Below are 21450 nucleotides of genomic sequence, written 5' to 3'. Positions count from 1 at the left end.
GTTGCGATAAACCTCTGATGCAAACATGCAAACCTTTGATGCTGCGCGGGGGCTTCCTGCATTGCACCCCTGCGCGCAGGCGGTAAGCTGCGCAAAACCCCGTGGGGAATACGGGGGCAAGGCAAGAGGAGTGGGGTGATGAGGCTGATAATCCGGGTCATTGCGGCGCTGGTGGTGGCGCTGGTGCTGCTGCTGGCTGGGTTGTTATTGCTGCCGGGGGAGAAGCTGGCCCAGCTGGCGGCAACCCAGATCGAAAAGCAGACCGGTCGCACGGTCACCTTTGGCGGGCGCGTGGGATATACGCTCTGGCCGACGCTGGGAGTGAAGGCAGACCGTGTGGCGCTGTCAAACGCGCCATGGGCCGGGCCTGAGCCGATGCTGACGGCGGAACGGCTGACCATTGGGGTTGCGGCGGCGGATCTCCTGCGCGGTCAGGTCAGGATCACCGAATTGTCGGCTGTCCTGCCGCAGCTGAACCTCAGCACCGGCGCGGATGGCACCGGCAACTGGGTGCTTGAGCCACTCGCATCCGGCGCGGCGGAGACCCCGGCGGCCCCCTCCGGCACGATGGAGAGCCTGCCGATCAGCATCGAGGCGCTGACCCTCACCGGCGCCAGCCTGCGATACGCCCCCCATGGCGAAACCCCGATTGAGATGAAACAGGTCGACCTGGCGCTGCAATGGCCTGATCCCACGGGCACCGTGATTGCCGATGTGACGCTGCGCCCGGCCGGGGCGCCGGTGCAGATCGCCGCCGAAATCGGCACGTTCGAGGCCTTCCTCGCGGGTCAGGTGGCCTCGGTCGGGGCGTCGCTTAGCGCTGACGATACGGAGCTGCGCTTTGACGGGCGGGCGGATATCAATGGCGCCGCCACCGGGCGGGTGACCGGCAAGAGCACCGATCTGGCGCGCAGCCTTGCGGTGCTTGGTGCGGCAGAGGGGATCGAGACCCCGGCGGTGGACAGCTGGCTCATCGGGTCTGATCTCACCTATACCCCCGACGGGCGGCTGGCGCTGCGGGATCTGACGCTGGAGGCGGATGCCAACAGGCTGCGCGGAGCTGCCGACGTGGTGCTGGGCGATGTGCCGATGGTGACGGCGCGGCTCAGCGGGGATCAGCTGGATCTGTCGGCGCTGCTGCCCTCGGGAGAGGCCGATCTGCCGGCCGCCGCCGCTGCGGGCAATGGTGACGATCCGATCAGCGATGGCTGGTCGCGCACGCCGATGGACTTCAGCTGGCTCGCCGCGCTCAATGCCGCGATTTCGCTGGAGGTGCAGGGGGTGGAGACCGGATCTGTCCGCCTCGGGCCCAGCTCGCTGGACCTGACCCTTGACCGGTCGCGTGCGGTTCTGAAATTCCAGCCAGCCACGGTCTTTGACGGTCAGTTGCAGGGGCAGCTGGTGGTCAACAACCGCAACGGGCTGTCGGTCGGCGGCAAGCTGGGCTTTCAGGATATCCGGCTGGAACAGGCGCTGGGGCAGACCATGGGCTATGACCGCCTCAATGGTGAGGCGCTGGGCGAGCTGGAATATCTGGGGGTCGGCAATTCGGTGGCAGAGATCATGTCCTCGCTCAGCGGCAAAGGTTGGCTGGAGGTCGGCAAGGGGTTCTTTACCGGCTTCGATCTGGAAGAGCTGATGCGCAGCGGCAGCGGCAATGGCGGCAGCACCCTCTTTGACCGGCTGACCGCCAGCTATACGATCGAGGGCGGCAATCTGCTCAATCAGGATCTGCTGTTGAGCCTGCGCGGGTTGCGCGCCGAAGGAGAAGGCCGCATCGGGCTGGGGGCTCAGGATCTGGACTACCTGTTCACCCCGAGCCTGCAACGCGGCGACGGCAGCACCCGTCTGTCGATCCCCGTTGCGATCACCGGTCCCTGGAGCGATCCCAAGATTCGGCCGGATCTGAAACGCGCGCTGGAGCCGGAAATCGACGCGGTGGAACAACAGGCCAAGGATCGCCTGCGCCAAAAGCTGGCCGAAGAGCTGGATACAGAGATCGCGCCGGAGCAGGACATCAATGAGGCCATCCGCGACCGGATCGAGAAAGAGGCCAAGGATCAGCTGTTGCGGCTTCTGGGCGGCGATTGATCCAGCCGCCAGATTCGAGTGGCCAGATCCCACAGCGCCGACAACACAAAAAACGCCCGCCAATGGCGGGCGTTTTTATCTCAGCTGCCGGAATGATCAAAAGGTCTGATCGTAGTCCCCGACCAGCGGTTCGGTGCGGATGACCGCGTCAATCTCGGCAAAGATCTGGCGCAACTCGGCCTCGCTCTCGCTGCTTTCGCAGACCACAACGAGGTTCGGCGTATTGGAGGATGCCCGCACCAGCCCCCAGGAGCCGTTATCCAGGATCACACGCGCACCGTTCACGGTGACGACTTCCTTGATGGGGCGGTCTGCCAGCGTCTCGCCCGCCTCGGCCTTGGCGACCAGTTTCTCCACCAGCCGCTCCAGCACGGTATATTTCTCGGTATCGGCACAATAGGGCGACATGGTCGGCGTCGCCCAGGTCTTGGGCAGTGCTTTCCTCAGGTCTGACATGCTCTTGTCGGGGTTGCGATCCATCAGCTTGCAGATCTCGACCGCGACCCGCATGCCGCAGTCATAGCCCCGGCCCACAGGTTCGGCGAGGAAGTAGTGGCCGGATTTTTCGAACCCTGCCAGCGCGCCGATCTCCTTCACCCGGCGTTTCATGTGGCTGTGACCGGTTTTCCAGTAGTCCGCGGTCACGCCATTGGCCTTCAGCTCGGGGTCGGAGGCAAACAGCCCGGTGGATTTCACATCCGCCACAAAGGTCGCATTCGGGTAAATCTTGCTCAGATCACGCGCCATGATGACGCCGACCTTATCGGCAAAGATCTCCTCGCCCTCATCATCCACCACGCCGCAGCGATCGCCGTCGCCATCAAAGCCAAGCGCCATGTCAGCGCCCGAGGCTTTTACGCTGGCGGACATATCGTGCAGCATTTCCATCGCTTCAGGATTGGGATTGTAGTTCGGAAAGCTGTAATCCAGCCTGTTATGGCTATCGACCACCTCAACGCCCATGCGCTCAAACAGCTCCGGCGCAAAGGCCGAGGCGGTGCCGTTGCCGGTGGCGCAGACCACCTTCAGCGGGCGAGACATTTTGAAATCCCCGACCAGATCGTCCAGATAGGCCTCTTTTACGCCATCCACAAACTGATAGGAGCCGCCGGGACGGGCCACGCCCTCACCATTCAGGACGATATCGCGCAGCTCACCCATTTCGTCCGGGCCGTGGGTCAGCGGGCGTTCAAAGCCCATCTTGACCCCGGTCCAGCCGTTGGGGTTGTGGCTGGCGGTGACCATGGCCACGGCAGGCACATCCAGATGGAACTGCGCGAAATACGCCATCGGCGACAGCGCCGGGCCGATATCGCGCACCTCGATGCCAGCCTGCATCAGGCCGATGATCAGCGCCTGTTTGATGGCGACGGAATAGTCGCGATAGTCATTGGCCACGGCGATCACCGGCGGGATGCCGCGCTTGTGCATCTGCGTGCCCAGTCCCAGCCCCAGCGCAGTCATGCCGGGCAGGTTGATTTCCTCGGGGTATTTCCAGCGCGCGTCATATTCGCGAAAACCGGTGGGCGTGATCATCGGATCGCGCAGAAAGCTCCAGGTGTTCGGGCGCACCTCGGGGATGGGTTTGGTCATGTCACTCGGCTCTCTTGTCAATCAGATGCGGATGGGATCGGCCTTGGCCAGGGCATCAAAACGCATCAGCGTCTCGATCAGCTTCGGCATCTGGTCGAGGTAGATCATGTTGGGCCCATCGCTGGGCGCGTTATCCGGGTCTTCGTGGGTTTCGATGAACACCGCCGCAATGCCAAGCGATACCGCTGCCCGCGCCATCAGCGGCGCAAATTCGCGCTGCCCACCGGTGGAGCCGCCCTTGCCACCGGGCTGTTGCACCGAATGGGTGGCGTCCATCACCACCGGGTAGCCGCCCTGCGCCATCTGCGGCAGCGAGCGCATGTCAGCCACCAGCGTGTTATAGCCAAAGGAGGTGCCGCGCTCGGTCAGAAGGATGTTCTCATTGCCGGTGCTTTCCACCTTGGCGACGACATTGGCCATATCCCAGGGCGCCAGAAACTGGCCCTTCTTGATGTTCACGGCCTTGCCGGTCCTGCCTGCGGCCAGCAGCATGTCGGTCTGGCGGCACAGAAACGCCGGGATTTGCAGGATATCCACGGCCTCAGCCGCCACCGCGCATTGCGCCTCGGTGTGGACATCGGTCAGCACCGGCACATCAAATTCGCGGGCGATGGTCTGAAGCACCTTCAGCCCCTCATCGACGCCCAGCCCGCGTTTGCCGGAGAGCGAGGTCCGGTTGGCCTTGTCGTAGGACGCCTTGAACACATATTGCGCGCCGTATCTGGCGCAGGCCTCTTTCATCTGGCCCGCGATCATGCGGGCATGATCGAGGCTTTCCAGCTGGCAGGGTCCTGCAATCAGGGTCAGCGGGCGGTCATTGCCGATGCTGAGATCGGCGACGGAAATATTTTTCATGGCGTTATGACGAAACCTGTTCTCGGAGGATGGACGCAGTAAGCGAGCACATCAGGTAGATACCGGAAAAGATCAGGAATGCCAAAATCGTATTTTCAAATCGGCGGGGATAGGTCGCTTCCTCGCTGGGCACGGGTTCTACCGCCGTGGTGAGGTAGCGCACCTGGCGGTTTGCCTCCATGCGGGTCTGTTCAACCTGTTGCAGCGCCGATTGCAGCATCAGATCGCGGGTCGCCAGATCAGCCTGCGCCATCTGGATCTGCACCGTCAGGCTGGCAAGCGAGTTTTCGCCGGCCGAGGCGTCAATCATGCGATCGTTCAGCCGCTGGATCAGGCTGTTCAGCCGCGCGATATCGGCGCGCGCGCCATCCACCTTGGCCTGATTTGGGCGGGTATTGTCCAGCAGGGCCGCCAGCTCCAGCTCCTTTTCCTGGCGCTGAAGTTCAAAGGTGCTGATCTGCGAACGCAGCGACATGATCACGCCTTCGGGGTCCAGCACGGTGCCGCGCTGTTGCAGCCGCACCAGTGTTTCCTGGGCATTGCGGCGTTTTTCTTCGGCCATCTCCAGCGCGGTTTCGGCATCCCCCACCTGATCGGAGCGTTTTTGCACCGACAGCTGGTTCACCTTTTCCTGCGCATAGCTGATCAGCTTGCGCGAAAACTCCGCCGAGATCTGCGGATCCGCTGCAGTGACTTCCATGCGGACCACACCTTCGGTCGGGTCGTAACCGATCTTCACGTGGCGCGAATAGGTCTTATAGGCTTCCTCATTGGTGGGGTTGTCGTTCAGCCGTTGGATCGGATCGATCCACTCTTGGGTGAAATGCGACTTGAATCCGATCTCGCGGTCCAGCCGCAGCATCGCCTCCTTCGATTGCAGATAGCTCTGGACCGCGATCGAATCCTGGCTGGTGGCAAACTGGGTGCCGCTGAGCAACCCGCCAAGACCGCCACCACTGCCTGCGCTGTCAGCCTTGAGCACGAGGAACTCGGATTTCGCGGCATACATCGGCGTTGCGACGCTGTAGAAATAATATCCCGCAAGAAGCGTGGGCAGCATGACGAAAAACGCCAGACGCGCGCCCAGCAGAAGCAACCGGCGGCGACGGCGGCGCGCAATATCGCGCTGAATTTGCTTGATTTCCCGGTTGCGCCGCTCCGCAGGGCTCAGCTCTTGGGCGGGCAGGGATATCTTGTCGACGGGGACTGTCTGCGGCAGTTGCACGCCGCCCGGGGCAGGCGGGCTGCCCGTCGGCTGGGCCTTGTTGGGCTGGACCACAAGCTCCAGCATATTGGCGCGCTGGAACGGATCGATGCCCTTTAGTCGCAGCTGGCGGACCGCGTCGAAATCAGAGGTGGCGGCCAGGTTGTTCTTCTGGGCGATGCGGCGCGCCAGTCGCAATTGACGGCCGGTCAGCCCTTCCTTGCGGATGTCATCCAGATTGGTGGACGGCTTGCCGGGTTTCGCGTCGCCGGATTGCGCGGCGGCGGGTTCCTTGATGATGACAGGCTCATCTGCGGCTGTCGGTTTGACCGTAGCGCTATCCGGTGTAGCGCTCGCCGCACTCGCCGCACTCGCCGCACTCGCCGCACTTGCAGACAGGGCGCCAGCGCCAGCCTGAGCGGCGCCCGGTGGCGGCACGGGGCGCGCGGCGGCAGGCTGCGCTGCCGTGGTGCCGCTCCGGCGGACGCGGAATTTACTCGCCTTGGGTTTGGTAGTCATAGAGCTGTTTCGCTTCTTCCAAGGTTTCAAACATATGCAACTGGCCATCAACCAGAACAGCCGCAGAGCGGACGAATTTCTCCAGCGTCTTGGGCTGGTGCGACACCATGATGATGGTGGTGGTTTCCAGCCGCTCCTGCAGGATGGCGCCGGCCTTCTTGTTGAACTCCACATCCGTGGTGCTGGGCATCCCCTCGTCGATGAGGAAGATATCAAAATCCAGCGCCAGCATCAGTGCAAAACTGAACCGCGCCCGCATCCCGGAGGAATAGGTGCCGACCGGTTGGTCGAAATATTCCCCCAGACCGCAGAGCCAGCGGCAGTAGGCCTCAACATAATCGGGATCCAGCCCATAGAGATTGGCGATATAGCGGGCATTGGCCATCGCCGAGAGGCGGTTGATAACGCCCCCCATGAAGCCGAGGGGGAAGGAAATCCGGCAGCCCCGGCGGATATCGCCCTCGTCGGGTTTTTCCAGCCCCGCCATCATATTGATCAATGTGGTCTTGCCGGTGCCATTCGGCGCCAGCACCCCCATGGATTTACCAAGTTCAACGCGAAAGGACACCCGGTCAAGGATCACCTTGCGCTGGGTGCCGGTCCAGAAGGACTTGCTCACGTTTTCAAACTCAAGCATCGCGGGTTCCGGTGCTGCTCTCGGCCCCGTTCGGGGTCTCTGATCCTTATCATGCGCCAGGCGGATCCCGGCGGCCTTATGACTGCACTAACAGATTTGTGTTAACGACATAGGCTGCTATTTGGACCATATTATGTCCAATTGTTACGGGTTTTGGCAACGCTCCCTTAACCAAGTGACGGGGCTTTGATCGGAAGATGGCGGTCGATGCCGGATGACAGAGGCCCTGGGCACCGGTTACGCGGGGTGAAAAACGGGGCCTGAGGCGTGGATGGCAGGGTCGGATATGACGACAATTGATCAGCTGCGACAGGAGATTCGCGCCTGCCGCCTTTGTGCTGCGCGTTTTGCCGCCACCAGCACCAGACACAGCCCGCGTCCTGTCGCCTGGTTCGACAGCGCCGCCCGCATCCTGATCGCAGGTCAGGCGCCCGGCGCGCGGGTCCATGACAGCGGCCGCCCCTTCACCGATCCTTCCGGGGATCGCCTGCGTGAGTGGCTGGGTCTGAGTGAGGCGCAATTCTACGACCAGTCGCTGGTGGCCATTGTGCCCATGGCCTTTTGTTTTCCGGGTTATTCGCCGAAGAAAGCCGACCTGCCGCCGCCTGCCATCTGTCGCAATACCTGGCACGACCGGGTGATCACCAACCTGCCCAATATCGGCCTGCGTGTGCTGGTCGGGGCCTATGCCCACAGCTATCACCTGGGTGGCAAACAGCCGGTTCAGGCGCGGGTGGAGAGCTGGCGGGACCACGCGCCGCAGGACTTCCCCTTGCCACATCCGTCCTGGCGCAATACCGCATGGCTGAAACGCAATCCCTGGTTCGAGACCGATCTGCTGCCGGTCCTGCGCGCCCGGGTTCAGGAGCTGATAACATGACCGAAGCCACCCCTCTGGACACCAGCCATGCCGCGATGCTGGCCGCGCCGCAGGATGACGCGGCCCGCCTGCGGTTCTACGAACGGCTGGCTGATAGCGAGCTGTTCCTGATGCTGGCCCGCGAGGCAGAGGGCGACAGTATCGCGCCCGAGCTGTTCGAGACGGAGGAGGGCACCTTTGCGCTGGTTTTTGACCGTGAGGACCGGCTCGCGGAATTCGCCGGTCGCATCGTGCCCTATGCCGCGCTGTCGGGGCGGGTTGTGGTGCAGATGCTGGCAGGGCAGGGCGCAGGCGCAAACATCGGCCTTGGCGTTAACCTGGATGTGGCACCTTCGGCAATCCTGATCCCGGCCGAGGCGGTGGCCTGGCTGCATGAGACGCTCGGCCAGATGCCTGCCGAGGTTGATGCCGAAATCGAGGCGATCACCGCCCCCGGAGGCCTGCCGGAAGTGCTGGTCACCGCGCTGGACACCAAGCTGGCCACCGCCGTTGGGCTGGCTCAGGCCGCCTATCTGGTCGGGCTGAACTATCGCGGCGGCGGGCAGGGGCATCTGCTGGGCTTTGTCGATGCCAGGGACGCCGCGCAGCCCGCGCTGGCCAAGGCGGTCGGAGAGGCGCTGACCTTCTCCGGGGTTGAGGCGGGTGCGCTGGATGTGGGTTTCTTTGCCAGCAGCGATGCGATGGCGGCGCGGCTGGCGCAGGTGGGACTGCGGTTCGATCTGCCGCAACCGGCAGAACCGAAACTGCCCTCCGCCCCCGGACGGGATCCTGAAAATCCGCCCCGGCTCAGCTAGGGCGGCAGGTCTCAGACAGAAACATCGCGACGCCGTTAGGTATCGCGATGCCCAGTGTCTTTAGCCGTGGTGGCAGGCGGGGCCGACCCCGCCCGCGGTCAGCTGTCGGCTTCTGCCGGTTCCAGTTTGTCCTGCGTCTTGGTGTCGAAATCCGACGCATCATGGCGTTCGCGCAGCTGGGTGTGCAGCTCGCCAAAGGCACGGTTCACCATGCGGCCACGGGACACGGCCGGACGCGCATCGATCTCCTTGGCCCAGCGGAGCACATGGGTATAGCTTTCCACATCCAGGAATTCCGCTGCCTCATAAAGCCGCCCGAGCACCAGCTGACCATACCAGGCCCAGATCGCCATATCGGCGATGGTGTAATCCTCACCGGCGATGAAACGGGTCTCGGCCAGCTGGCGGTCCAGCACATCCAGCTGACGCTTGGCCTCCATCGAGAAGCGATTGATCGGGTATTCGTATTTTTCCGGTGCATAGGCGTAGAAATGGCCAAAGCCGCCGCCGAGATACGGCGCGCTGCCCATCTGCCAGAACAGCCAGTTCATCACCTCGGCGCGCGCGGCCCCGGACTTTGGCAGGAAGGCATCGAATTTTTCCGCCAGATGCACCAGGATCGAGCCGGATTCAAACACCCGCACCGGCGTGTCGCCGCTACGATCCATCAGCGCCGGGATCTTTGAATTGGGGTTCACCTCGACAAAGCCGGACCCGAACTGGTCGCCTTCGCCGATATTGATCAGCCAGGCGTCATATTCAGCCCCCTTGTGACCTGCAGCCAGCAGCTCCTCCAGCATCACCGTGACCTTCACCCCATTGGGCGTGGCCAGCGAATAAAGCTGATAGGGGTGTTTCCCGACCGGCAGCTCCTTGTCGTGGGTGGCACCGGCGATCGGGCGGTTGATCGAGGCAAAGCGGCCACCGCTCTCCTGGTCCCAGGTCCAGACTTTCGGTGGGGTATAGGTTGTGTCACTCATCTGTTGGCCTTGTTATGAAAGGGTTTTTGAATGGATCAGGTGATGGTGGCGCAGCGTCCCCCAGCAGGGGGGCCGCGCCGTATCCTGCAACAGATAATCAGGTCGCGCAAAATTCCAATGACTGGAAGGTCTGCGGCATACACTTTTTCTTGACCGGGGAGGGCTGCGGCCTGCCGGTTGTAACAAATCCCCGCGTCAGATCACGGCGGCTCCGCACTGGACACAGGGACGTGAGCCCCCCTTCGCATCGCCTGCGATCTCTGGCTACTGTCTGAACAGCCCGGCCCGGATGGTCGGCGTTCCGCTTCTGTCGGGTCCGATGGCCCGCGCCTTTGAAAAGGATAGTCTATGAAACGCATTCTCTTTGCCGCCCTGGCCGCTGCCTCCTTTGGTCTGCCTGCCTTTGCCGGGGATCAATATGTCGACAACACCGGCTTTGCCGTTTCGGGCTACGATGTGGTGGCCTATCGTGATCTGGCGCAGAACCCTGTCGGCAACGCCCAGCCCGCAGCGGTGCCCGGCAATGCCGCCTTCACAGTTGAGCATAACGGCGCCACTTTCGCCTTCTCCAGCGCCGAGAACCGCGATAAATTTGCTGCCAACCCCGAGTATTACGCGCCGCAATATGATGGCCACTGTGCCTATGGCGTTTCCAAGGGCGGCAAGGTTCCGGGCAACCCGAACCTCTGGCGCATCGTGGATGACAAACTCTATCTCAACATCACCAAGAACGTCGTCGGCTTCTGGGAAGCGGATATTCCCGGCAACATCAACCTCGCCGAGGGCAACTGGCCCGAAATCGAACCCGCCGATGCCTCCAAGAGCGTGATCCCCAACTTCACATCCTCGGCGCCGGAGAAAGGCTGATCCGATCTGATCGCCCGCCTGCGGGCGCGGGGGGAGGGGCCTCGAACCGCTTCCCCCCAGCATGAAAACAGCGCCCCGGAGACATCCGGGGCGCTGTTTCACATCACACGACCTGCCGCTCAGACCCAAGGCCAGCTGGCAGGTGGTTTCAGGCGGTTCAGCGTTTGCGGTCGCGGCGCGCGCTCATCGGCTGGAAGGCCACGCCAACATGCGCTTCGCAATAGGGTTTGCCCTGCTGGACCGGCAGGCCACAGAACCAGAAATCTTCGGTCGCGGGGTCACCTACGGGCCATTTGCAGGTCCGCTCGGTCAGCTCCATCAGCGACAGCTTCTTGGCCTTCTTCTCGATCTCATTGACCTTGGCCAGCGCTTCTGGGCTGATCTCATTGGCCGAGGGCTGCGGCGGCAGCGGCTGTCCGGCCGGGATGATCTGACGGCGCGCAGGCGTTGCGCTCCGGGCGTCGCCGGTGGCCGCAGGCTCGGGCGTTACCGGGCGGGCCGGTTCGGTCTTGGGCTGCGGCTTGGGCTTGGCCGGAGCCGCAGCGGCGGCGGCTGGCGCTGGCTTTGGCGCGGCGGCGGGCTTTTCCTTGGGCTCGGCTGCCGGTTTGGCCGTACCGCTGTTGCGGTTGGACAGTCCCAGGCGATGCACCTTGCCAATCACGGCGTTGCGTGTCACGCCGCCGAGTTCCTTGGCGATCTGGCTTGCAGATTGCCCTTCGCCCCACATTTTCTTGAGCAGTTCGACGCGCTCGTCTGTCCAGGACATCTGTTGCCTTTCCAAGCTAAAAGCGGCCCCAGGAACCTGCGGCCGCCATCGAATTCCGTAACAAGCCCCTATTCTAATCACTGCGCCCCGAGTTACAAGAGCGTCTTGCGCTTGTCAGGGGTCTGCCGGGCCATCTGCGGCGACAAGCCTATCCATCAGGCTCGACGATCAGCCCCGGCAAAGGGCGCAGCACGGGTTGACGCGCGCCTGCGACCGGTTACGAAGGCCGTGACCACCCCCGAGGTCGCCGGACCGGTGGGGGATTGGCCCGCACAGAGTGAAAGAGGTCGGACATGGCACAGGATACACCGCAGACCCCGGCAGGGGCCGCAGCACAGGCAGAGTCACCTGTCTCACCAGGTATCGCCCTCGGAGAACGCCGGTTCGGGCGGGTGAACTGGCTTGGCCTGCGCACCCTGGCACGGCGCGAGGTTACCCGGTTTCTGGTGGTCTGGACCCAGACCCTGCTGGCGCCAATGGTCACTGCCGCGCTGTTCCTGATGATCTTCAACATTGCCATCGGGCCGGGGCGGGGCGATGTGATGGGCGTGCCCTTCATCGTATTTCTGGCGCCCGGCATCATGATGATGACGGTGATCCAAAATGCCTTTGCCAATACCTCCTCCTCCATCGTGATCACCAAGGTGCAGGGCAATATCGTCGACACGCTGATGCCGCCGCTGTCCGGGGTTGAAATCCTGCTGGGCTATCTGGCCGGCGCGGTCGCGCGAGGCGTTCTGGTGGCCCTCGGCATCGGCACTGGCCTCATGCTGGTGCTTGGCGTGGTGCCGGAACACCCTTTGATAGCGCTGCTCTTTGTGGTGCTGGGCGCGGTATTCCTCGGTGGGCTTGGCATTGTTGCCGGGGTCTTCGCCGAGAAGTTCGACCAGATGGCAGCGATCACCAATTTCATCGTGACGCCGCTCGCCTTTCTCTCCGGCACGTTCTACTCGGTGCAGTCGCTGCCACCAGTGCTGCGGCTGCTGTCGCATCTCAATCCGGTGTTCTACCTGATCGACGGCGTGCGATTCGGCGTGATCGGCACCTCCGACAGTTCGCCGGTGCTCGGGCTTGTGGTCTGCAGCCTCGCAAGCCTCGCCATCGGCACATTGGCCTGGCTGATGCTGCGCAGCGGTTACCGGCTGAAATCCTGATCCGCCTGCGCGCCCGGATCCACGTGCAGGGTCGGGGGGCGCTGTCGTCCCTCGCGCCAGGCCAGTAGCGCCGCGCCCGCCAGAATGATGACCGCCCCCAGCACGGTGACCGCATCCGGGACCACCGCAAACACCGCAAGATCATAGAGCGTGGCAAAGATCAGCGTCGCATAGCTGAAAGGCGCCACAAATGACGCATCCGCCCGCGCGATCCCGTTGATGAAACAGCCCTGAGCGCAGGCCATCATACAGCCGAGCGCCGCCATCAGCGCCCATTGCTCTGCCGAGGGAGGCTGCCAGACCGCGACCACCGCGCTACAGGCAATCACCGTGCCCAGAAGATTGTTGACCCACAGGATCTGCAACGGCCGCTCGCGCCCGGCCAGCCGCTTGATAAAGATCAGCTCCAGCCCCATCACCGCAGCCGCCGCCAGCGCCAGCAGGCTGGCGGGCTGAAAACTCGCCGGGGTCGGGCGCAGCAGGATCATCGCGCCCAGCAGCGCAATCGCCGCCGCCGCCCATCGCCAGGGACCAACCCGCTCTCCCAGCAGCGGAATCGCCAGCAGCATCGCAAAGACCGGGTTCAAAAAGGTGATCGCGGTGGCATCCGCCAGCGGGATATAGGCCACCGAGGCAAACATCAGCGTCACCCCCATCCAGCCAAAGCTGGTGCGCCCGAGATGCAGCCCCCAATGCGGGCGGGTGAACCGGGGTCGCCGCAGCGCGACCACGGTCGTGATCGCCAGAAACGCAAAGGCAAAGCGCCCGAAACTGATCTGAAGCGGATGCAGCGGCACACCCGATGCCTCGGTCCCCAAAGCCTTTGCGATCAGGGTGGTGCCTGCGATGAAAACTGTGGCCACCAGGATGAAGACGGCGGCAAGAGCGGGATTGGGCGATATGGTCCGGTGCATGGGCCAGCGATGCGCCAGCGGTGCCGCCTTGGCAAGCCAAAACGGGTTGCTCAGCGTCGAAACGGTGCCGCCTCTAGCGCATCGCGGGCCTGGCGCAGGCTGGTCAGGAACCGCTCCGCCCGCTGGATACGGGCCTCGACCTCGGCAATCCGGCTGTCAAGAAAGGCAACCCCATCGAAACTCTCCGGCTCCGCCGCTTCCAGCTGGCTCAGCAGGATGGCAAGATCCGCAATGCTGATGCCCGCGGCCTGCGCATCGGCGATCTGTTCCAGCGTGATCAGCGCCTCCTCAGGATAATCCCGGTAGCTGTTGGTCGGTTCCGCTCCCGGCGCCGAATGGATCAGCCCCTGACGCTCGTAAAATCGCAGCGTGTCACGGCTGACACCGCTCAGCCGCGCCAGTTCACCGATCCGCACCCTGTGGCCTCCCTGAAAACAATTGACTCAACTCCATGGTTTTGAGCATAATCCGGAAGTGAAACCGGATCAAGAGGTGTGACATGGGTCCCAAGTGTCAAAGCTGCGGAATGCCGCTCAGCAAGGATCCCGAGGGCGGCGGCAGCGAGGCGGACGGCAGCCGCAGCGGGACATATTGTTCACTCTGTTATGAAAACGGCAGCTTCCGGCACCCCGGTGCCAGCCTTGCCGAGTTTCAGGCCCACTGCGTCGATGCGCTTGAAGCCAAGGGGATGCCGCGCATTCTGGCCTGGGCCTTCACCCGCGGCATGGGTCGGCTGGACCGCTGGCGGCGCGCATAACACCGGCAAAGCGGCCGGCCCCGAGCAAGAGCGCCGACTGTGGCACCCCGGGGTGCCGCTTTGTCGCATATGGCTTCACAAATGGTCTTTTCTTTTGTCAAAACCTCCGTTATGGACGCGGTCATGATCACCGCTGCACATATCTCCCTGCTGCGACGCCGACGCCAAAGCGCGTAACCGGCCCCGATCCCGCGTGCCTGATCAAAGCTCATCGGCATGCCCCAAGACCTCAAGAATCACGCCCAAAATCGTTGACCCCGCGGCCCGGCTGCGTCACTGCTTGGCCCATCATGCCCAAAAGGAAGATCCAGATGATCCCCTCCGTTCTGCCAACCTATAATCGCGCGCCGCTCAGCTTTGTGAAGGGCGAGGGCGCCTGGCTGATCGAGGCTGACGGGCGACGTTTTCTGGACCTCGCCGCCGGCATTGCGGTCAATGCGCTGGGCCACGCCCATCCGGCTCTGGTCAAGGCGCTGACGGAACAGGCCGAAAACCTCTGGCATGTCTCCAACCTCTACCACATCCCGCAGCAGCAGGCGCTAGCCGACCGGCTGGTGGAACACAGCTTTGCCGACACCGTGTTCTTCACCAACTCCGGCACCGAGGCCTGCGAACTCGCCGTGAAAATGGCGCGCAAGTATTTCTATGAAAACGATCAGCCCGAGCGGGTGGAGATCATCACCTTCTCCGGTGCCTTCCATGGCCGCTCCGCCGCAGGCATCTCAGCCGCGGGCTCTGAAAAAATGACCAAGGGCTTCGGCCCGATGCTGCCCGGCTTTGTCCATCTTACCTTCGGCGATCTCGATGCGGTCACCGATGCCATCAGCGACAAGACCGCCGCGATCCTGATCGAACCGGTGCAGGGCGAGGGCGGCATCCGCCCGGTGCCGGATGCAGAGCTGAAGGCGCTGCGTCAGATCTGTGACGATCACGGCCTGCTGCTGATCCTCGACGAGGTGCAATGCGGTGTGGGTCGTACCGGCAAGCTGTTTGCCCATGAATGGGCAGGCATCACCCCCGACATCATGATGGTGGCCAAGGGCATCGGCGGCGGTTTCCCGCTGGGCGCAGTGCTTGCCACGGAGGAGGCTGCGAGCGGCATGACCGCAGGCACCCATGGCTCCACCTATGGCGGCAACCCGCTGGGCTGTGCGGTGGGCTGCGCGGTGATGGATCACGTCTCCGACCCTGCCTTTCTGGCCGAGGTCAACCGCAAGGCAGGTCTCCTGCGTCAGAAACTCGAAGGGCTGGTGGCCGCCCATCCCGAGGTCTTCGAGGAGGTGCGCGGCACCGGCCTGATGCTGGGGCTGAAATGCGTGGCGGCCAATATCGACGTGGTCAATGCCGGCTATGCGGCCGAGGTGGTCACGGTTCCGGCCGCCGACAATGTGATCCGCCTGCTGCCGCCGCTGACCCTCACCGATGAGGACATTGGAGAGGCCTTCGCCCGTCTCGATCAGGCCGCCACCGCGCTGACCGCCAGCGCCGAGGCCTAGCCGTCATCTTTCCCGAAATACTCCGGGGGTGCGGGGGCTGGCCCCCGCCTTGACCGGCCCAGGGATGCGGTGCCGCCGCCTCCAAAGACAACCGAAAGCGATATCCGACATGAACCACTTTCTCGACATTCACAAAACCGATGCCGCCGATCTGCGCGGGATCATCGACCAGGCCCGGATCACCAAGGATGCCCGCCAGGGCCGCCCGAAGGCCGCCCTTGACGATGAACTGCCGCTGAAGGACCGGATGGTTGCGCTGATCTTCGAAAAACCCTCGACCCGGACCCGCGTCTCCTTTGATGTGGGCGTGCGGCAGATGGGCGGGCAGACCATGGTGCTGTCGGGCAGCGACATGCAGCTCGGCCACGGCGAAACCATCGCCGACACCGCCCGCGTGCTCAGCCGCTATGTCGATATGATCATGATCCGCACCTTTGATGAAACCGTGCTGACCGAAATGGCCGAATATGCCTCGGTGCCGGTGATCAACGGGCTGACCGACCGCACCCACCCCTGCCAGATCATGGCCGATGTGCTGACCTATGAGGAGCATCGCGGCCCCATCAAGGGCAAGAAAGTCGTCTGGTGCGGCGACGGCAACAATGTTTGCGCCTCCTACCTGCATGCGGCCGCACAATTCGGCTTTGATTTCACTTTCACCGGTCCGGCCCAGCTCGACCCGGAGCCTGAGTTCATCGGCCTCGCCCGCAACGCAGGCTCGCAGGTCATCATCGAGCGCGACGCCCAGAAAGCGGTCGAGGGCGCCGATCTGGTGGTGGCCGACACCTGGGTCTCGATGCACGACAGTCAGTCGTCCAAGGAGCGCCGCCACAATATGCTGCGCAGCTATCAGGTGAACGATGCGCTGATGGCCCATGCCAAACCCGATGCGCTGTTCATGCACTGCCTGCCGGCCCACCGCGAAGAGGAGGTCACCTCCGCCGTGATGGATGGCCCGCAATCGGTGATCTTTGACGAGGCTGAAAACCGCCTGCACGCACAAAAGGCGATCATGCGCTATTGCCTCGGGGCCTGAACCACTCGCCTCATCCCGCGAATAGGCCAACAAAAAACCGCCGCATCCGGCCAGGATGCGGCGGTTTTTCCATTTCAGGCTGGGGCTTCGGGCCGGGACTATAGCCCAGGGCTGGGATCACATTGTGATCGCGGTCAGCGCCAGGAACACGCAGCCCGACAGCAGTGCCGCGGCGGGCACGGTGATCACCCATGCGGCAGCAATGGTCATGAAATGGCTGCGGCGCACCAGTTTGCGGCGACGGCGCTCTTCCGGTGCAATCCGCTTGGTTTCGGGTTGGGTGGCGGAGCTGTTGCGCAGGCGGCGCTCCATATGCCATTCCCGGAAGAAACCGACGCCAAACACAGCCCCCACCGCAATATGGGTGGAGGAGACCGGCAGGCCCAGCCAGCTGGCCACGATCACGGTGATCGCGGCCGACAGCGATACGCAATAGGCGCGCATCGGATTGAGCTTGGTGATCTGGCTGCCGACCATGCGGATCAGCTTGGGACCAAAGAGGAACAGGCCAAAGGAGATGCCAAAGGCCCCGATCACCATGACCCAGGTCGGAATCGCCACTTTGGAGGCGATATCGCCAAATTCCGTTGTGTGCACGATCGCCGCCAGCGGACCCACCGCATTGGCCACATCATTGGCGCCATGAGCAAACGACAGAAGTGCAGCCGAGATCACCAGCGGGATCGAAAACAGCACCTTCAGCGATTTGTTGCGGTTCTCCATCCCCTCCGACTGGCGCTTGATCAGCGGTGCGGTGATCACATAGCTCATCGCGCCGACAGCGGCCCCGATCAGCAGCGCAATCTCCAGGTCGATCTTGATGATCTTTTTCAGCCCCTTCAGCGCCAGATAAGAGGCAAAGGCCCCCGCCATGATGCCCACCAGTACCGGAACCCAGCGCCGTGCAGCGGCGATCTTGTCGTCCTGATAGATGATCTTGGCCTTGATAAAGGCGAGGAACCCGGCCGCAATCAGCCCGCCCAGCACCGGTGAGATCACCCAGCTGGCAGCGATTTTGCTCATCGTAGGCCAGTTCACGGCGCCGAACCCGGCTGCTGCGATACCAGCGCCCATGACGCCGCCCACAACCGAATGTGTGGTCGAGACAGGCGCGCCAATCCATGTCGCAAGGTTCACCCAGAGCGCCGAGGAAATCAGCGCCGCCATCATGGCCCAGATGAACACATCGGCGCTGGCAACACTTGCCGGATCAATGATGCCCTTGGAGATGGTGGAGACCACATCGCCGCCTGCCAACAGCGCACCGGCGCTTTCGGCGAGGGCGGCAATCACGATGGCGCCGCCCATGGTCAGCGCGTTGGCGCCCACCGCCGGGCCCATGTTGTTGGCCACATCATTGGCGCCGATGTTCAGCGCCATATAGGCCCCGAAGGCCGCCGCGGCGATCACCACAAAGCTGGAGGGCGCCGAGCCGAGGAACACCGCCGCGCCAACGCCGGCCAGCGCGATAAAGACCAGCGCGATGCCGGGGGCCACCAGCGGGCGCGACACATAGGATGTCGCCAGTTCAAGTTGAGAAATCCGGTTAAGATCCCGGTCCAGTGTCTTCCACTGCGGTCGCTGCGGTGCGTCGCTCATTGTATCGATCCCGATTCAAAAGTTGCGCACGCGCCTAGCGTCCCCTCTGCAGTCATGCAAGGGGTTTGTCATATTTCCATCACGGAACTGTTACAATTGACGCAGTAATTCGCTCAATTCAGGCTCGGCCACCAGATCCGCAGCGGCGGCCGGCGACATCCATTTGCGGGTCCGCTCGGATTGTTCGGGGTAATCCTTGGCCAGCTCAATGACCTCTGCCGCATAGACCAGCGTGTGCACGGTTTCCTTCGTGCCATTGTCCTGCAATTTCACATATTCGTAGGTGCCGACCGGCTCACCCTCGATCCGGGCCTCACGCACACCGGCCTCTTCCCAGGCCTCCTGCAGCGCGGATTGCGGGCCGTTCTTGCCCTTGATCGGCCAACCTTTGGGGACAATCCAGCGACCGGTGCCCCGGCTAGTGATCATCAGCACTTCTCGGCCCTCGGCACCATCGCGATAGCACATGGCGGCGACTTGCAGCCGTTTGGGGCGGAAAAACATTGGCCGGAGGTACTCCTCCCAGGCACTGGACATCATATGCTTCATTGCTGCTCAGCTTTCTGCTGCCGGCGCTTGGATGCCCGGCACATTTTTGCTTTGGAACAATCTTGGCATGATGGGGCCGGAATTCAAGAGGCCGAGATTGCGAAACGGCGGGTTTTTGCGCCAAAGAGGCGCAAAGTTCCGTGAATTCGCGGGGAAATCACGCGTTCCGGCATCAGTTTTGGCTATTTCCGGGGTTTCGCGCGCAGGGTCGGATCCGCCTGCGTGGGGTCCTCGGGCCAGGGGTGTTTGGGGTATTGGGCGCGCATATCCTTGCGCACATCGGCATAAGAGCCGGACCAGAAACCGGGCAGATCGCGGGTGATCTGGATCGGCCGCTGCGCCGGTGACAGCAGCGAGACCTTCAGCGCCACGCCACCCACGGTAGGGTGGCGGGTGACGCCGAACATCTCTTGCAGGCGCACGGAGATTTCCGGGATCTCCTCGGCATAATCAATCGGCACCCGACGCCCCAGCGGCGTGGTGAAATGCGGCGGCGCCAGCTGGTCCAGCCTCTGCGTCTGCTCCCAGCTGAGCGCCGCGCGCAGCGCAGGCAGCAGGTCAAAGCGTTTCCAGTCCTCGGCGCTGCGCACCCCGTCCATCATCGGCAGCAGCCAATCCTCCAGCGTCGCCAGCAAAGCCTCTTCGCTGAAATCCGGCAGATCCTCGCCATCGGCCTGCAACAATCGCACCCGCGCCACAAACCGCGCCGCCGCACCGCTGAGCCGCAGGCCCAGTTCGCGCACGCCGTCCAGCATCGCCGTCGCCACAGCCTCCGCCGGAACATCCTTCCAGATGTGATCCTCCAGCACGATGGCGCCCAGACACTGCTGACGACGCGCCACCACCCGGCGGTCGCGTTTGGACCAGGCGCAGGTCAGCTGCGGTTTGATCTGATCGGCAAATTCGGCGCGCAGCTCCGACAGGGCGATCGGTGCGGCCAGCCGCAGCCGCGCCTCACGCGGGTTGCCATCGCTGTCGAGCCCCACCAGAAACGGCGTCGCCGCCAGACTGTCCTCGGGTGGCAGCACCGCGCCCTTGCCACCGGACAACACATAGCGCGGCGCATCGCCCTTGCGGCGCTGGCCGATCCGGTCGGGGTAGGCGGTGGCGGCCATCACCGCAGCGCTTGCCGACGCAGAGGACGCCCCACCGCGCGCCTGCCGGGCCAGCCGCTTGGTCTCGCCCTTGATGCGTTCCAGCGTCGGGAGGTTCAGCTGATAGCTCCGGCGACGCTGAAACCCCTTGGCATCCCTCAGGGCCTCCAGCCGCAGCGCCAGATCCACCGGCGCGCCGCGCAACGGGTCGCGTTCCGCCAGCAGCGCCGCCAGCGGTGCCGCATCAGCGCCAAAGCGCGCCAGCATATGCCCCAGGCGCGGGTGCAGCGGCAGCCGGGCCAGCGCCTTGCCATGGGGGGTGATCCGCCCCTCGTCGTCCAGCGCCCCGAGCATCCGCAACAAGGCGCGCGCCTCCTGCAGGGCGCCATCTGGCGGTGGCGTCAGAAACGGGAGATCGCCAGGGTCCGCCCCCCAGAGCGCTAGTTCCAGCGCCAGCGCGGTAAGGTCGGCGGCCTGAATCTCCGGCGGCGGAAACGCGGCCAGCGCGCCATCCTCGCCCTTGGTCCACAACCGATACCCAACACCAGCTGCAACACGGCCCGCACGGCCCTGCCGCTGGGTGGCTTCGGCACGGGTCACCCGTTCGGTCACCAGCCTCGACATGCCGGAACCGGGGTCGAACCGGCTGCGCCGCGCCAGCCCCATGTCCACCACCACGCGAATGTCCTGAATGGTGAGCGAGGTTTCCGCGATCGAGGTCGCGAGCACGATTTTGCGCGCCACAGGATCCGGCTGGATCGCGGCGCGCTGCTCGGCAAAGGGGAGCGCGCCATATAGCGGACGCACCACGCAATCTCCCGGCAGCCGGGTCGCCAGCGCGGCAGCGGCCTTGCGGATCTCGCCCTCGCCGGGGAGGAACACCAGAATGCCGCCACCCTTGGCCTCGGACCCGCCTTTGCCGCCGGATCCGGGCGGGCGTGTCTCCGCCTCGGCGCGCAGCACCAGATCCACCAGCGCATCCAGCCGCCTCGGACCGCGTCCGCTGCGGCTGTCGGCGGGCAGGGGGGTGTCCAGCCAGCGGGTTTCAACCGGATAGCTGCGCCCCTCGGAGGTGATCAGCGGCGCCGCCATCAGTTCCGCGACGGGTGCGGCATCCAATGTGGCAGACATCGCCAGCAGGATCAGATCGTCGCGCAGCGCTCCGGCCACCTCCAGACAGAGCGCCAGACCAAAATCGGCATTGAGCGACCGTTCGTGGAATTCGTCAAAGATCACCGCGCCGATACCGGGCAGATCAGGGTCCGATTGCAGCATCCGGGTCAGGATCCCCTCGGTCACCACTTCGATCCGGGTCTCGGCGCTCACCTTCGCCTCACCCCTGATCCGGTAGCCGACGGTTGCGCCGACCGGCTGGCCCAGCGTGTCGGCCATACGTTCCGCCGCGGCCCGCGCTGCCAGCCTGCGCGGCTCCAGCATGATGATCCGCCCCTCGCAGAGCTGCTCTTCCAGCATCGCCAGCGGCACCCGCGTGGTCTTGCCGGCGCCCGGTGGCGCCTGCAACACGGCACGCGACTGGCGGCGCAGGGCAGCGATCAACTCGGGCAGGGCGTCATCAATGGGCAATCTGGTCATGCCGCCTTATCGCCAATGGCGCGGGCGTGGTCCAGCGCCGAGCGCACCGGCTTTGTCCTCCTGCGACGGATG

The 21450-nt window shown here is 63.9% G+C and carries 19 protein-coding genes; 8 read left to right on the top strand and 11 right to left on the bottom strand.

Annotation, left to right across the window (positions count from 1 at the left end; all coding sequences use genetic code 11):
• Positions 1–138: 138 nt before the first annotated feature.
• Positions 139–2091 (top strand): AsmA family protein, encoded by a 1953-nt coding sequence (locus VWY34_RS17640; RefSeq protein ID WP_416544177.1) that lies wholly within the window; start codon positions 139–141, stop codon positions 2089–2091.
• A gap of 96 nt (positions 2092–2187) precedes the next feature.
• On the opposite strand, the gene VWY34_RS17635 is transcribed toward VWY34_RS17640, so the two are convergent.
• The 4 genes from VWY34_RS17635 to VWY34_RS17620 are packed head-to-tail and all read right to left on the bottom strand — an operon-like array spanning position 2188 to position 6899.
• The gene (locus VWY34_RS17635; protein WP_340546185.1) at positions 2188–3684 is read right to left on the bottom strand and encodes a phosphomannomutase/phosphoglucomutase; all 1497 of its coding nucleotides are present in this window, start codon (positions 3682–3684) and stop codon (positions 2188–2190) included.
• Between the two features lie 21 nt (positions 3685–3705).
• The gene (gene kdsA, locus VWY34_RS17630; RefSeq protein ID WP_340546184.1) at positions 3706–4539 is read right to left on the bottom strand and encodes a 3-deoxy-8-phosphooctulonate synthase; all 834 of its coding nucleotides are present in this window, start codon (positions 4537–4539) and stop codon (positions 3706–3708) included.
• A 4-nt stretch (positions 4540–4543) separates the two neighbouring features.
• The gene (locus tag VWY34_RS17625; RefSeq protein ID WP_416544176.1) at positions 4544–6262 is read right to left on the bottom strand and encodes a capsule biosynthesis protein; all 1719 of its coding nucleotides are present in this window, start codon (positions 6260–6262) and stop codon (positions 4544–4546) included.
• Positions 6237–6899, bottom strand: coding sequence for an ABC transporter ATP-binding protein (locus tag VWY34_RS17620; RefSeq protein WP_340546182.1), 663 nt, complete (start codon positions 6897–6899; stop codon positions 6237–6239). Before VWY34_RS17620 ends, VWY34_RS17625 begins: the two co-directional genes overlap by 26 nt.
• A gap of 286 nt (positions 6900–7185) precedes the next feature.
• Between VWY34_RS17620 and VWY34_RS17615 the strand changes: the two genes are divergently transcribed.
• The gene (locus tag VWY34_RS17615; protein ID WP_416544175.1) at positions 7186–7779 is read left to right on the top strand and encodes a uracil-DNA glycosylase family protein; all 594 of its coding nucleotides are present in this window, start codon (positions 7186–7188) and stop codon (positions 7777–7779) included.
• The gene (locus VWY34_RS17610) at positions 7776–8573 is read left to right on the top strand and encodes an SseB family protein (protein ID WP_340546180.1); all 798 of its coding nucleotides are present in this window, start codon (positions 7776–7778) and stop codon (positions 8571–8573) included. Before VWY34_RS17615 ends, VWY34_RS17610 begins: the two co-directional genes overlap by 4 nt.
• Before the next feature lie 98 nt (positions 8574–8671).
• Here the strand turns inward: VWY34_RS17610 and yghU are convergent, their stop codons facing one another.
• Positions 8672–9553 (bottom strand): glutathione-dependent disulfide-bond oxidoreductase, encoded by an 882-nt coding sequence (yghU, locus tag VWY34_RS17605; protein WP_340546179.1) that lies wholly within the window; start codon positions 9551–9553, stop codon positions 8672–8674.
• 348 nt (positions 9554–9901) lie between these two features.
• On the opposite strand from yghU, the gene VWY34_RS17600 reads away from it, so the two are divergent.
• A complete protein-coding gene (locus tag VWY34_RS17600) occupies positions 9902–10420 on the top strand; it encodes a YHS domain-containing (seleno)protein (protein WP_416544174.1) in 519 nt (172 codons plus the stop codon).
• A 157-nt stretch (positions 10421–10577) separates the two neighbouring features.
• Here VWY34_RS17600 and VWY34_RS17595 read toward each other — a convergent pair whose 3' ends face one another.
• The gene (locus tag VWY34_RS17595) at positions 10578–11186 is read right to left on the bottom strand and encodes a GcrA family cell cycle regulator (protein WP_340546177.1); all 609 of its coding nucleotides are present in this window, start codon (positions 11184–11186) and stop codon (positions 10578–10580) included.
• 293 nt (positions 11187–11479) lie between these two features.
• Here VWY34_RS17595 and VWY34_RS17590 point away from each other — a divergent pair, with 293 nt between their 5' ends.
• A complete protein-coding gene (locus VWY34_RS17590; RefSeq protein ID WP_416544173.1) occupies positions 11480–12340 on the top strand; it encodes an ABC transporter permease in 861 nt (286 codons plus the stop codon).
• On the opposite strand, the gene VWY34_RS17585 is transcribed toward VWY34_RS17590, so the two are convergent.
• Positions 12322–13254, bottom strand: coding sequence for a DMT family transporter (locus VWY34_RS17585; protein WP_416544172.1), 933 nt, complete (start codon positions 13252–13254; stop codon positions 12322–12324). The genes VWY34_RS17590 and VWY34_RS17585 overlap by 19 nt on opposite strands.
• A 50-nt stretch (positions 13255–13304) precedes the next feature.
• Positions 13305–13670 (bottom strand): MerR family transcriptional regulator, encoded by a 366-nt coding sequence (locus VWY34_RS17580; protein WP_340546174.1) that lies wholly within the window; start codon positions 13668–13670, stop codon positions 13305–13307.
• Positions 13671–13753: 83 nt separating this feature from the next.
• On the opposite strand from VWY34_RS17580, the gene VWY34_RS17575 reads away from it, so the two are divergent.
• The 3 genes from VWY34_RS17575 (at position 13754) to argF (ending at position 16543) form a co-directional block, all read left to right on the top strand.
• The gene (locus VWY34_RS17575; RefSeq protein WP_340546173.1) at positions 13754–14011 is read left to right on the top strand and encodes a zinc ribbon domain-containing protein; all 258 of its coding nucleotides are present in this window, start codon (positions 13754–13756) and stop codon (positions 14009–14011) included.
• Between the two features lie 311 nt (positions 14012–14322).
• On the top strand, positions 14323–15507 hold the full coding sequence (locus VWY34_RS17570) for an aspartate aminotransferase family protein (RefSeq protein ID WP_340546172.1): 1185 nt from the start codon (positions 14323–14325) through the stop codon (positions 15505–15507).
• A gap of 109 nt (positions 15508–15616) precedes the next feature.
• Positions 15617–16543 (top strand): ornithine carbamoyltransferase, encoded by a 927-nt coding sequence (gene argF / locus VWY34_RS17565; protein WP_416544171.1) that lies wholly within the window; start codon positions 15617–15619, stop codon positions 16541–16543.
• Positions 16544–16660: 117 nt separating this feature from the next.
• Here argF and VWY34_RS17560 read toward each other — a convergent pair whose 3' ends face one another.
• From VWY34_RS17560 to hrpB, 3 genes are all read right to left on the bottom strand, one after another.
• A complete protein-coding gene (locus tag VWY34_RS17560; RefSeq protein ID WP_340546170.1) occupies positions 16661–18142 on the bottom strand; it encodes an inorganic phosphate transporter in 1482 nt (493 codons plus the stop codon).
• A 90-nt stretch (positions 18143–18232) separates the two neighbouring features.
• A complete protein-coding gene (locus VWY34_RS17555; protein ID WP_340546169.1) occupies positions 18233–18691 on the bottom strand; it encodes an NUDIX hydrolase in 459 nt (152 codons plus the stop codon).
• Between the two features lie 182 nt (positions 18692–18873).
• Positions 18874–21378: an ATP-dependent helicase HrpB gene (gene hrpB / locus VWY34_RS17550; RefSeq protein WP_416544170.1), complete on the bottom strand. Its 2505-nt coding sequence runs from the start codon at positions 21376–21378 to the stop codon at positions 18874–18876.
• Positions 21379–21450 lie beyond the last annotated feature (72 nt).

Origin of the sequence: Phaeobacter sp. JH20_02 (genome assembly GCF_048056915.1) — a bacterium.
In the GTDB taxonomy this organism is placed as follows: domain Bacteria; phylum Pseudomonadota; class Alphaproteobacteria; order Rhodobacterales; family Rhodobacteraceae; genus Phaeobacter; species Phaeobacter bryozoorum.
The sequence above is the reverse complement of the archived record's forward strand: the minus strand, read 5'-3'. Positions and strand labels throughout refer to the sequence as shown.